Consider the following 12,743-nt stretch of genomic DNA (forward strand, 5'->3'; position numbering starts at 1 on the left):
TTGATATTAGAAAATTAAATGAAAATTGGAATAAGATTCAAATTCATATTTTTCACAAGTTTACTAATTTCCATTATAGGAGTATCCAGTAGTTGGTTCTTCTCAACTCAAGCGAGGAGACAGCTTGAAGAAGAGTTAAAGAAAAGAGGTTATTCTTTAATATCTCAACTTGCACAGGATGGTGAGGTTAAAGATTCCATGAGTGTCGCGCAAAAAGCTTTCTTTTTTGAACCGATCAGAAGGTTACGCAATTTAGATATAGAGAAGGAGCTGGCATATTGGCGTGTGTTGCTTGCTCAGGATAATATTCTGCTTGAAGAAAAAGAAGAATGGATTAAGACGGAAATTGATAAAATACCTGTACACAACAACATTAAGAGCATTACAGGCCCTGTTTTTAATGTTTACATTACAGATACCGGTGAACAATTTTATAATTTTGTTATACCTATTTATGAAAAGCATTCAATTGCTGATGAAGAATTTGCCGCCCAATTTTTTGGTTCAGGTGAAGATTATGATCAGAAAGAGGAAAAACTCCTGGGGATTATTCAGATCGGTCTGACCCCTGAACGGATTAATAATAAGATGCAGACTGTCCTGTGGACAAGCAGTTTACCATTGGGATTTATTATTGTATTAGTCGGCGTAGGTGTTTCGTATTTTATAGCAAGTGGAGTAGTAAAACCCGTTAAACATCTTGTAACAATAACGGAAAAGGTCGCGGCTGGTGACTTGGGACAGAAAGTTGAAATTAGTTCGGGAGATGAAATAGGACTGTTGGCATCTCAATTTAATCAGATGACAAGAAGCCTGAAACAGCTTATTGATGAAAAAGAAGGTGTTATGGATGAACTGAAAAGAGTAAATACGGAACTCTCATCAATAAATATTGAGCTGGTCCAGAAGAATGAGCAATTGAATGATGCGCAGGAACAACTGGTAAGAACTGAGAAATTAGCCGCTGTTGGAACATTAGCTTCCGGAGTAAGCCATGAATTAAGAAATCCACTTAGTGCCATAAAAAATGCTGTTTTTCTTTTGAAAAGAAAATTGTCCAGGAAACCATTGCCGGATATTGACGAAAAGTCAATGCAATTTCTTGATATTATGGACAAGGAGATTGATAGAAGTTCCAGAATAATAAATGACCTTTTAGGATTCACACGTGTTACCAAACCCACCAGGTTTAGCTCAGATATCAATGAAGTTGTGAATGAAGCGATATCTAGAGTAGAGATTGCTGAAAATATACAACTGTCTGACAACCTGCAATCCAATCTGCCTCTGGTAATGATAGATCCAAACCAGATAGGCCAGGTACTTATAAACGTGATTGAAAATGCCTGTCAGGCAATGGTGGATAGTGGAGAACTGACAATCAGCACAAAAGTGTCAGGTCGTTTTATCGAAATTGAAATTGGTGATTCGGGATGTGGAATTCCTGAAAAAGAGATAAAAAAAATATTCGACCCACTGTTTACAACTAAATCCAGTGGAACGGGGATTGGCCTGGCATTATGCCATGGAATTATGCAAAAACATAATGGGGTTATCAATGTGAAAAGCCAGGAAGGTGTTGGGACGAAAATGTTTATTAAACTACCATTAGTAGATGTAGATGAGTGAACAGCTTAACATATTAGTAGTAGACGATGAACCAGGTATAAGAATTACCCTGACAGAAATCCTGGAAGATGAGGGATACAACGTTATAGCGGCTGCAGATGGTTATAAGGGGATCGCCGCTGCTCAAAAGAAAAATTTTGAAATTGCTTTCATAGATATGAGAATGCCGGGAATTAATGGCATTGAGACATTTAAAGAAATCAAGAGAATTAGTCCCGGTACAACTGTTTTTTTGATGACTGCTTTTCTTGCTGAAGAAACTTTGAATGAAATGGTCGGGCTGGAAATACAGGCAATCCTGGACAAACCATTGGACCTGGATGTAATTTTGAAAACTTTAAAGGAAGATTTAACAAAGACTACTATACTGGTAGTTGATGACGAATGTTCTTTTCGCGAAACATTAAAAGAGGTGTTGGGGAAAAATGGGTACAGTGCATATGTAGCAGAAGACGGGCTCACTGCAATAAAAATGGCAAAAGAAACTCATTTTGATATTGTTTTTATTGATGTCATGTTACCTGGAATAAACGGGTTTCAAACACTTGAAAAGATCAAGGAAATTGATCCGGCAACAAACGTAATAATGATGACAGACCAGAATATTGATGATTTTATAGAGCCGGCGGTATCACGAGGGGCCTTTGCACATTTAACCAAACCTGTTGACTTGGTAAAGTTATTGCAATTAACAATTAATGCCATAGAAAACAGATAGAAGATTATTTAAAAGAGCATGGCAATGACAGTAGAAATGAGGGGAGTCCTTACACGGCAGGTCACCAAAGACAGGTTGCTGAACTTGCCAGTGCCACCGCAGAAAATATGGAAATTCCCAGGGAGCAAATTGATAGTATATGATAAATATTAGCCTCTTTTTTTTCTAGAATTATATCAAAACGAGTATAAATTGTCCGTTTCCCACTGACACTCCATCAATAGTCCTGAAACGATATTTGCATTCATCCTGAGTGTGTGTTAACATCATTGTATTCCAATTCTTTCTTAACTTGTTACCTGACTAAAGTTGAAACAAAGTAATTAAATCTCTAATGAATACTGATAAGGAAATATCACAAGAGGAACTCCTCAAAAAGAGGGCCGAAAGCATAAAAAGCATGTTTGGTTCTATAGTAGGCGTATATGACCTTCTGAATGCGTTATTAAGTCTTAATTTTGATAAGTCGTGGCGAAAGTTTGCTACAAAAGTAAGCGGCATAAAGCCGGATACAAAAGTGCTGGATGTTTGTACGGGTACGGGAGACCTTGCGATCTCATATTCAAAATTATTAAATGGAAACGGGATGGTAGTCGGAAGTGACTATTGCCATGATATGCTGAAATATGGGCTTCCGAAGATTAAAAAAAGAGATTTGGAAGACAAGATCAAACTTGTAGAAGCGGACACACTGCAACTTCCTTTTCGTGATAACGCATTTGATATATCTACCGTTTCTTTTGGTATAAGAAATGTCGCGAACCTTGAAGATGGAATAAAAGAGATGAGAAGAGTAGTCGGGCCGAACGGCAAGGTTGTGATATTGGAGTTCTCACAACCGACAAACTTTCTTTTTAAGAGAATATACTTCTTCTATTTTACCAGGATATTGCCAATGATTGGGAAGTTAATATCCAGAAGCAAGGTTGATGCATACTCATATTTGCCTCAATCAGTATTGGCTTTTCCGGATAGAGTCAGTTTAAAGAAAAAAATGGAGCAGTGCGGCCTGGAAGATGTAATGTTTTTTACCAGGACGTTGGGTATAGTGACAATCCATATAGGAAAAAAAACCGCAAATTCTTGAAAAAATAACAAAAGTACAAATTTTTATATTGATATTAAAGAGATATAAAATAAAATAAGAACTAAGTGGGGTATAGTGTAATGGTAGCACAATTGATTCTGGTTCAATTTGTCCGGGTTCAAATCCTGGTACCCCAGCTCTTTCTTTCTCAATGACTTACGACAATTTTGAAGCACCCAAAAAACCCTCTTTTTCACTGATTGTAGTCAAATTGTAGTCAGATTCTAAAATATCAACTCCAATTCTCAGACTTTCAGTACAGTGATGGGCATATCTCTTTTGAGTTGATATTTTAGAATCTGACTACAATCGGTGTACTTGACGGCCCAAGACTGGCCAGCATATCTGAAATTGTATTACTTTTACTCATTGCATTAGCTTGTACTCGCGAGTTGCCACCGGTCGATCTCCAGAACTCCGTTCCATCTTCTATGGTCGCATCTGCAAAAAACTCCTGAAGATGAACAAGTGTTTCTGCCTCGCTGAATGGTAGCAGTTCAAGCTGTCGAACTTTACTTGAAGGCATGAGAAGTTCGATACGCTCAGTTCTACATAGAGTAACAATCCGACATCCTTCTGGAACATTTTCACGCAATAGCTGATGAGCAAAACAGGAGTCACTACGCTCACTTGCCGCCATCTCTGCATTGTCCTCGGCATCAACAAAAACAACAAGAACCGCATCAGGATTTGCTTTCCAACAGTAACAACCTTCCCAATCTCAAGAATACCATTTTTAAATCGGTCGCTAATTGGTCGGCTAGTGACAATCGAGAACTTTACAGATCTAGAACGGCCATTTTGGCTTTCTTCACAGGAAATCCCACGAAATCTTTTTGCAAAACCCTCGATGGTGTCCCTCAAATCACTTAGGTTAAAATGCTCGGACACTCTCTATAGTAAATCGTGAAGTGCCTAGCGTTATAATACTTGTACTAGTTTGTTAAATCAAGATTAAAAATAAGGACTTACGACAAATTTTCTTGATTTTTAAATATCATATAAATATTGACTTACAAAAGAGGGTGTCAGTTGTTTTTTAGTATCAAGATATCAAATAAATATGATTAGTAAATAAATATGATTAGTAAATGGCTATCATATTTGTTACTTTTTACGTTTGAAGATTGATAAAAACAATAGTTGGAAGGATAAGATAGACCCTGTATGAAGAGATTTTTAGTTGACAAAGTTAACCTGTTTGTTAACATGTGTCCTTAATGAATGAAGTCATATTTTACGAGACTACATCAGGTCAGAAGCCAATTGAGGGCTTTCTTGAAACATTGTCAGCTAAAGAGGCACAGAAAGTGGCCTGGGTTGAATCTGGTTGAGGAGTTAGACCGTGTTCCTTCTCAGTATTTAAAAAAACTTACAAAAACGGATGAACTTTGGGAAGTTCGGGTCACAGTGGGTTCAAATATCTACAGGCTTCTTGGCTTTTTCTATGGAACGAATTTATTAGTTTTGGCTCATGCATTCCAAAAGAAAACTCAAAAAACACCGAGACAAGCCATCAAGCTTGCTGAAAAACGTAAACACGAATATTTTGAAAGGAAGGGGAGAAAAAGATGAGTGACCTTCAAAAGTACATAAAAAAACGTAAGGCACGAGACACTGAATTCGCAAAGGGTTTTGACACCGGATATGAGCAATTCAAAATTGGTGTTTTGCTGAAACAGGCCAGAGAAGAGGCAGGTTTGACTCAGGAGGAGCTTGCGGTAAAATTAGATACAAAAAAATCTGCTATCTCAAGAATTGAAAATCACGCAGAAGATATCAAACTCTCTACTCTCGAAAAGTTTGCACACGCGCTTGGAAAGCATCTTCGGTTGGAAGTGGCCTGAAACGGCTCACCAAGATGTGGCTTTGATTCGCAGCCACTTATTCCCATCGTTACACATGCGAGTTGATAACGACAATAGTTGGAAAGAGAAGATCGCCCCGTCCTATTTCTAAATGCATACTTAGAAATAGGAGAGATACATCACCTCCCCGCAAGTAATGTTTAATAGACCACGCCCTAATTAATTTTAACGGTAAATGTTGCGTTTAAAGAGTTTTTACCTATGCGATTCTACGACAAAAATAGTTGGAGGAAAATAATGAAAGTTAAATATTTTTCAGATACAGATACTGCCCTGGTTGAATTTGCCGACAATGAAATTGTTGAAACTAAAGAAATAAGTGAAAACGTTTATGTTGATCTTGATAGTGAAGGTAACTTAATAAACACCGATTTTCTCAGACCGAACTGTAGTCACAATAACAACCTAATTATGTAGCCAGAGAATTTGTTGAGGTACTAATATAATGACGGTTGGGCAAATTTATATATTAGTTTTTAGGGTACAAATTTGCTGATTAAACATTTTTAATAGTTTTAGTGTATATTCAAATCGTGTGGTTTTTACCTCGCAAACAGGTATGAAACTATCTATTTTAGCCTAAACTTGGATAGAGCCAGCATGATGATAATCGCTATTTAGCTGTCTTAATCGCCAAAACAACCACCTAACTATCTTACAAAGCAACCTGTACTAACGGCAAAAACAATCAAATTTCGGGTTTATTAGTGACGAGTATAATACTTGAGAAAATCGGTGTTAAATGACCCATACCGCATTATTTCTTCCTACTTAATAAGGGAATTGTGGTTGCGTAACCAGGCAAGGAGAGATGTCTTACTTGCTGATGCCGTGGCGATACATGAATCGGCGCTTCCGTAGTATATCCTTATATTGTTGTCTTGCTCCATCCAACCGCACGGAAAAACAACGTTATCAACATCTCCGGTCCTTTCGTATTCCTCTTCCGGAGAAAATACCCATTCATCAGATCTTGCAATCAATTTGGTAGGTTTTTCAAGATCCAGGAGAGCTAAACCGTTTCTGTAAATACTTCCCGCGGCTGTAGTCTTTACACCATGGTAAAGAATCAGCCAACCTTCGTCGGTTCTTATTGGTTGTGGTGAGAGACCTACTTTAGCAGAATCCCACCAGGGACGACTGCGTGCCTCAACCAGAACATGATGTTCTCCCCAGTGTATCAGATCTGGTGAAAAGGAGATCCAGATGTGAGCACCGTCATATGGAGAAACAGGCCGGTGAATCATTGCCCATCTTCCGTTGAACCGGACTGGGAAAAGAGCCGCATCCTTGTTGACCGGTGGCATTACTGCGCCTAATCTTTCAAATGATACGAAATCTTCGGTAAGAGCAAGGGCGACCATAGGGCCAAATTTTGAATAAGCAGTATATGCGATAATCCATTTCTTCGTTTCAGGAAGATAAGTAATCCTCGGATCTTCAATTCCCCACTGTTCTTCTTCGTGTGCCTGAAGACAAGGTTTCATCACAGGTGTTTCGCCTATTGTCCAGTCTGTGACACCATTCCTGCTTGTTGCCGTTGTAAAATGTGAAATCCCCCGCCTGTCTTCTACACGCATGAGAAGCAGAATTTCATTTTTAAACTCTGTAGCTGCGGCGTTAAATACAGAATTTGCGGGGTAAGGAATGTCACTTACCCTGATAATTGGGTTCTCTTTAGAACGTTCGAAAACCTGCATTGCATCATTTACCATCATAAGAATACTCTCTCAATCGCGCAATTTAACCGAATAATATCATGCCTCTTTCTCTGGATTCTCCTGAACTACAGATATCTCTTTCATACTTAACAAGGAAAGAAGGAAACATATCGTGCTTTCTGCTCCCTGATTCAGATTTACGCCTGTCCTGGTTAACCCATCATAACAGCCCCCTGTAACAAAATCGTACAGATTCCGGTTGTTATCATTGCCCCCCAGGAACCACTCGAATGATATTTTCATGGGTTTAAGATATTCTTCATCTTTGGTGACCAAATAGGCTGCCTTACAAACTTTGATCATCCAGAATGCGTCAATGGGTTGTTGATCGAAGAGCGATCTTACTTTATTCTTTTTATACCATCGGTGGCTTCCGATGAGAGACATGGTGTCATTTCTTATACAGTTATCCAGCAGAAAATTCATCGTTGCCATGGCCGTGTTAAAATATTTTATGTTTTTTTCTATAGTATAACCTTTGAATAAAGCGGTAGGTAATAACCCATTTGCATATGCCAGGATATTCTCAAACCATTGCCATTTACTATCCTGGTGTCGCTCATATTCAGTAACAATCATGTCGCAATATGAGATGAGAATTGATCTCACATCCCGGGCCCCGCCGTATCTCCGCAGGTAATTAAATATGCCCAGTATCGCAAACGCGGCCCCCCTCAGGCTCTCTACTCTATGCGTGACAGCCTTGTCAAAACACTCTTTTGCAATTACCGAATAATGATCAGGAGCGAATGCAATAAGATAACCCAACGCCCATAAAGAGCGTCCGTGCCAGTCATCTCCAAGATTAATGGCGGGGTCGTTTTCTTCGGTTGGGCTTAGCCCCATATCAAAAAAGTTAGTGAAACGTCCCGACTCATCCTGTGCATTGATGAGAAATGCCAGGTATTTATCAAGGAGAAACAGTATTTCCCGATTCTGATAGAGCTTAAAGTATTGAGCAGAGAGGATCAATGCCCTGGCGTTGTCGTCAAGTGCATATCCGTGTTTATAATTGGGTACTGTGTACTTCGCATGTTGTACTATCCCATAATGACTGGTCAGATTTCTCAAATGGTTTAAATTCACTTCAGGAAGACTGGTCAAGCGAATTGGGCGTTCAACCCTTCCATACACAACCTTGCCTTCCTCTATAGAACTAATGGTATCATTGAAAGCGTCAACATAATTAATAGCAACATTCTTCCATGTCATGTCCCTCCCGTATTGGTAGGCCTTTATTCTGGTTGTATGAAGCACTGTTGGATCATCCAGTAACTTGTTGATAGCTTGTGCCAGTGAAGAAGGGTTCTTGAATTTAGCGAGCATCCCGCGGTTATCGGCCAATAGTTCTTGTGCATACCAATACGGAGTTGATACCACGGCCTTACCTGTGCCAACAGCATAAGCCAGAGTTCCGGAAACAATTTGTTCTTTTTTAATATAGGGCGTGACATAAATATCGGCTGCTGAAAGATATTCACACAGCTCTTCCAGCTCGACAAACTTCTTGTGAAAAAAAACGTGTTTGTTTAGTTCAAGTTTGTCAACAAGCCGTTGTAGAAATAAGTAATACTCTTCACCCTTGCTTTTAACGATTTCAGGATGAGTACTACCAAGAATAATATATATAACGTCATTATGCTTTTTGATGATCTTAGGCATGGCCTCCAACATATATTCAAGGCCTTTGTCAGGCCCGATAAGGCCGAAGGAAAAAATGACCTTCTTGCCCATGGCCTTAAATTTGTCTTTGTAGAAATTAGGATCAACAAATGGCAGATCTGGCACGCCGTGATGGATAAAAATCTTCTTCTCATCAGGTATTTTATATTTATCCAGTATTTTCATTGCCATGTTGCTCATTACGACAACCCTGTCGCTAAGATCACATATCTCTCTGAAGACTTCTTCCTGCCCTATGTCCTTTTCAAGGACGGTATGAAATGTTGTTACTATCGGCACATTGATTGATTTCATAAATGTGAGCAAATAGTTCCCCCAGGCGCCTCCAAATATCCCGAACTCATGCTGTAAACACAATATGTCAACATTGCTTGAGTTTATATAATCTGCCGCTCTTTTATAATCATCAATATTATGTTGCCGAATTTCGAAACTTACCCGTTTGGGATAATTGTATGTTTCCGGCGTATTTGTCATTGCGATAACAGAAACGCCCAACTGAGGTGATACACTGGAGACGGCCTCACTCAGATCTGTTGTAAATGTTGCGATACCGCACTTTCTTGGCAAATAGTTACCCAGGAATGCCACATTACTGATGCTGTCTATACGCATACATTACTACTCCTTTCATGTGTAATGAGTCCCAGGACAATTGTTTTTATACACGACCACTCTATATAATAAGCACTTCTTCATTCAGGCACAGGTAAGAACTACTTTTTAGAAGAGAGTAGACATTCAAACAGTGGCGCAAGCTCTACCGTTGCAACCCTGGATGATGTATCGGATACACCATACGGAATAACTAATGTTTCACCGTGTAACATGCCTCCACACGAATATACAACATTAGGAACGTATCCTTGACGTTCAGATTTCTGTGAGAAGATCAAGGGTTCTTCCAACTTTGCGATAACCTTTGAAGGATCATTTATATCCAACAATTCTATACCAATACAATATGTTCTCATTGGGCCCACACCATGTGTCAAGAGTAGCCAGCCTTTTTCGGTCTCAATTGGAGAACCACAATTTCCTATCTGAAAAAACTCCCAACTATGTTGAGGGGAATCGAGTTGTTTTGCTTCATCCCAGAAACGGACATTGTCAGATTGCATGGTATACATACTTTCTCCATCCTGTCTGGAAACCATCATGTAACGGCCATTTACCTTTCTTGGAAATAAGGCCATACCCTTGTTAAGAGCGGCTCTGCCGTTCAATGCGCACATTTTGAATTTCAGAAAATCCTTCGTTTCCAGCATCATTGGTAAAATGCTATGGCCGCAATAAGCCGTATAAGTAGCAAAATATCTGACATCTCCTTTATCATCGATGAAACGCACAAATCTGGCATCTTCGATACCGTTCTTTTCGTGATTGACAACCGGAAAAATCACACGTTCGGAGATTGCGGTACTATCATCAAATGTTATTTCATAATCTGACTTTGCCAACCATTTCATCATATCCCGCGTTTCGCGTCCGAGATTATCCACGATAAACTGAGCTTTATCAATTTTTTCCGCAATATTTTCTGATTTTTCCGGAAACGCAATTTGATTAATATCTCCCAGATCTTCTTCAATTCTTTCAACAATTTTTTTTATTTGTGTTACAACCGTACTCCGGTCGTATTCAGGATATAATTCAAAAGCAGGTCTCACTGCATAAGGGCTTACTGAATCCATTATCAAATTATTTTTTGCATCTATGACACCGCTACGGAATACGATAGAAGAAATGTGCCCTTCCCCGGTGGCCCGAAAGCTTAAAATGAATCTTTGTGATCCGGGAGAAAGATTGCTTTGGTCAGGGTGAGGCACCATCGAAGGATTAAACAATGCGGCAGATTCAATGGAATATTCATTTGTGAAATATGCCCCTAATAACAACATTTGTTCTTTCGATAGTTGATCATACCCCGGAGGCCTCACCTTTATTCTTTCATAACTTTCAAGGAATATCCTTTTGATATCATAATGACGATTTGCAAAATCTGTCAGCACGTCGGTCAGGATAGTTTTACATTCTTCTTTTGAAAGCCCCAAAACTCTTTTAAAGATATTTCTGATACGCTCTTCACTTCCAGGCTTGTAAAATCTTGCGATAACTCGCGTAGGGTCACACTTAAAAGTTTCGCGCTTTTTAGTAACCATCAACTTCATCAATTAAAGAGACCTCCTTTATTCGGCAATGCTGTCTGTTTTGAGAATAATTATCGACTGTTTTACCTCATATGGTAAATACAAATACACTTCTGTAAACTTATTCCACCATGTCTTTAATAAGTAAATAATCTTTCATAATAATAAGCAGTAATGTCTTTTTGATATCATAATGACGATTTGCAAATATCAGGTTATTTATGTGATATCTGTCCGAAGATAATATTATAAAGTTCTCCCATATTATTTTGAATTCTTAAGCATAGCTGATAAGCCGGGACAGCCTGCCAGTTAACAACATATTTTTTCCATTTATCAGGCCTGATTTTATACGAGTGGTTTCCAAAAAAGGCCAATATCTCTTCATTACTGATGGCGCCTTCTGTTCTTGACACAAAAAGATATGGTATTTCATCCAGATACGTTTTTCCGCTTGACATATAAGCAAGCATACTGTGGTGTCCGTCGAATATTATAATTTCTCCAGTCTTCGCTCTAACCAGCTTTATATTTGGAATCTCATCTTTCTGCAGAATATGTCTCCCTGAATCTATCTTTTTCTTCATCTGTTTTACCCGGGAAATATCTTTGATGCCATCGCAATTATGAAGGTTAACAATATCCCTCAAATTTATTCTAACATTTACTTCTCTTGTAACAAAGGCATCTTTAATGGCAGCACGATTAAATTTCTCAACTGCCATATATGCATTGGTGTCTCCATGTGAGAAAGTAACGCTACTTGTAAATATCTTTTCCTTTCCATTCTCAGATGTTCCCACTGGCAAGCAAAGTATAATCTGCCAATCATACATTCAAAACCCCTTTCATTGTCCACCCGAATTAATTGTCGTCTCAACCGCAGAAAACAACTGCCGCAGATAATAGCCATGGCCAATTGCGGAAGAGGATATCATACTATCTCACAGTCTCTCTCTGGATTGTTTCTGTTGCCCCTCGGGAACTGAATAGCCTTACTAATTGATTGAGAATACATTATAAGCAAGGCATTCTGGAATTCTTGATCAATATTTTCTGAATCTAATGTGGATCTTTCGAGCATACTTTTTTTGAAGCAATCCACGCAACATATTATAATATCCACTGTTATAATGACCACACAATTTTACTGTGTTTTGAATTGTGTAAAAGACTCATGCTAAAAGAAAAAAGTTGATTTTAAAGAATGAATTTATATGATTGCTTACTTTTCCAGTATCTACACCTAAATATTAAAGGAAATCACATGTCTATTACAGTTAAAAGAACAAAGATCAGTATAGGGCCTGATCCCACCCGGGTGATTCTCAAAAGCTTTATTCCGGGAGATGTTGGTATTTGCCACCCAAAGCCTGATAAAAGATCCTCCCTTTTCGAAGCTGGATCTGGTACCATGCAGGAACGTTTCGATCTATATGGACACGGTGATGCAGAAAAAGATACTGCCGATATTTCACTATACACTGAATAAGGGTGCTGAGGTGATGTACGGTTACTGTAAAAGCGAGGCGTTGAAAAGGAACATATCAAAATAGTACCTGAAAACAAGCGTGAAGATAACCTGAGATTGATGAAAGCAATTATGTCAGGTAAAGAAATCAAATCTTTCTCTACACAAAGGAAAACAAAGGATAAGAAAATTTTAGATATATGGCTGACGATTACTAGATTGGTGAATGAAACAGGTGAAATAGATGATGTGGTAACAACCGGGCATGATATGTCTGAACTGAAGAGTTTAAAGAAGTGTGACAAATACGATACGTTTCGCCGGGAAGACTGTTCTTGACAGGATTTGGAATCTATGTAATGTGCTGCTACACTGAATTTATTTTTGAATCTTATTGTTTCCACACCTGACATAAA

General features: G+C 38.6%; 13 protein-coding genes and 1 tRNA gene. 9 read left to right on the forward strand and 5 right to left on the reverse strand.

Going from position 1 to position 12,743, the window contains the following annotated elements:
- Positions 1-18: 18 nt before the first annotated feature.
- From SCALIN_RS16255 to SCALIN_RS16270, 4 genes are all read left to right on the forward strand, one after another.
- The gene (locus SCALIN_RS16255) at positions 19-1,629 is read left to right on the forward strand and encodes a sensor histidine kinase (protein ID WP_096895504.1); all 1,611 of its coding nucleotides are present in this window, start codon (positions 19-21) and stop codon (positions 1,627-1,629) included.
- A complete protein-coding gene (locus SCALIN_RS16260) occupies positions 1,622-2,347 on the forward strand; it encodes a response regulator (protein WP_096895505.1) in 726 nt (241 codons plus the stop codon). The genes SCALIN_RS16255 and SCALIN_RS16260 overlap by 8 nt, the downstream gene beginning before the upstream one ends.
- Positions 2,348-2,681: 334 nt before the next feature.
- Positions 2,682-3,434: a bifunctional demethylmenaquinone methyltransferase/2-methoxy-6-polyprenyl-1,4-benzoquinol methylase UbiE gene (gene ubiE / locus SCALIN_RS16265; RefSeq protein ID WP_096895506.1), complete on the forward strand. Its 753-nt coding sequence runs from the start codon at positions 2,682-2,684 to the stop codon at positions 3,432-3,434.
- A gap of 66 nt (positions 3,435-3,500) precedes the next feature.
- Positions 3,501-3,571, forward strand: a tRNA-Gln gene (locus tag SCALIN_RS16270).
- A 155-nt stretch (positions 3,572-3,726) separates the two neighbouring features.
- Here SCALIN_RS16270 and SCALIN_RS16275 read toward each other — a convergent pair.
- Complete coding sequence (locus SCALIN_RS16275) at positions 3,727-4,074, reverse strand: hypothetical protein (protein ID WP_096895507.1); 348 nt, start codon at positions 4,072-4,074, stop codon at positions 3,727-3,729.
- 680 nt (positions 4,075-4,754) lie between these two features.
- On the opposite strand from SCALIN_RS16275, the gene SCALIN_RS16280 reads away from it, so the two are divergent.
- The 3 genes from SCALIN_RS16280 (at position 4,755) to SCALIN_RS16290 (ending at position 5,719) form a co-directional block, all read left to right on the forward strand.
- On the forward strand, positions 4,755-5,009 hold the full coding sequence (locus SCALIN_RS16280; protein ID WP_203415528.1) for a type II toxin-antitoxin system RelE/ParE family toxin: 255 nt from the start codon (positions 4,755-4,757) through the stop codon (positions 5,007-5,009).
- The gene (locus SCALIN_RS16285) at positions 5,006-5,281 is read left to right on the forward strand and encodes a helix-turn-helix domain-containing protein (RefSeq protein WP_096895508.1); all 276 of its coding nucleotides are present in this window, start codon (positions 5,006-5,008) and stop codon (positions 5,279-5,281) included. Before SCALIN_RS16280 ends, SCALIN_RS16285 begins: the two co-directional genes overlap by 4 nt.
- A gap of 258 nt (positions 5,282-5,539) precedes the next feature.
- Positions 5,540-5,719 carry a DUF2283 domain-containing protein gene (locus tag SCALIN_RS16290; protein WP_096895509.1) on the forward strand — a complete coding sequence of 60 codons (180 nt, stop codon included), beginning with the start codon at positions 5,540-5,542 and terminating at the stop codon, positions 5,717-5,719.
- A 350-nt stretch (positions 5,720-6,069) separates the two neighbouring features.
- Here the strand turns inward: SCALIN_RS16290 and SCALIN_RS16295 are convergent, their stop codons facing one another.
- From SCALIN_RS16295 to SCALIN_RS16310, 4 genes are all read right to left on the reverse strand, one after another.
- Positions 6,070-7,020, reverse strand: coding sequence for a glycoside hydrolase family 130 protein (locus SCALIN_RS16295; RefSeq protein ID WP_096895510.1), 951 nt, complete (start codon positions 7,018-7,020; stop codon positions 6,070-6,072).
- Positions 7,021-7,059: 39 nt separating this feature from the next.
- A complete protein-coding gene (locus tag SCALIN_RS16300; RefSeq protein WP_096895511.1) occupies positions 7,060-9,321 on the reverse strand; it encodes a glycosyltransferase family 4 protein in 2,262 nt (753 codons plus the stop codon).
- A 101-nt stretch (positions 9,322-9,422) separates the two neighbouring features.
- Positions 9,423-10,877: a glycoside hydrolase family 130 protein gene (locus SCALIN_RS16305; RefSeq protein ID WP_096895512.1), complete on the reverse strand. Its 1,455-nt coding sequence runs from the start codon at positions 10,875-10,877 to the stop codon at positions 9,423-9,425.
- Between the two features lie 194 nt (positions 10,878-11,071).
- A complete protein-coding gene (locus tag SCALIN_RS16310) occupies positions 11,072-11,692 on the reverse strand; it encodes a hypothetical protein (RefSeq protein WP_096895513.1) in 621 nt (206 codons plus the stop codon).
- 513 nt (positions 11,693-12,205) lie between these two features.
- Here SCALIN_RS16310 and SCALIN_RS24120 point away from each other — a divergent pair.
- Both SCALIN_RS24120 and SCALIN_RS16320 read left to right on the forward strand, forming a co-directional pair.
- Positions 12,206-12,412 carry a CheR family methyltransferase gene (locus tag SCALIN_RS24120; RefSeq protein ID WP_096895514.1) on the forward strand — a complete coding sequence of 69 codons (207 nt, stop codon included), beginning with the start codon at positions 12,206-12,208 and terminating at the stop codon, positions 12,410-12,412.
- Positions 12,413-12,444: 32 nt separating this feature from the next.
- Positions 12,445-12,666 carry a hypothetical protein gene (locus SCALIN_RS16320; RefSeq protein WP_133111976.1) on the forward strand — a complete coding sequence of 74 codons (222 nt, stop codon included), beginning with the start codon at positions 12,445-12,447 and terminating at the stop codon, positions 12,664-12,666.
- Positions 12,667-12,743 lie beyond the last annotated feature (77 nt).

The sequence above is a fragment of the Candidatus Scalindua japonica genome (assembly GCF_002443295.1).
Taxonomy (GTDB): Bacteria; Planctomycetota; Brocadiia; order Brocadiales; family Scalinduaceae; genus Scalindua; species Scalindua japonica.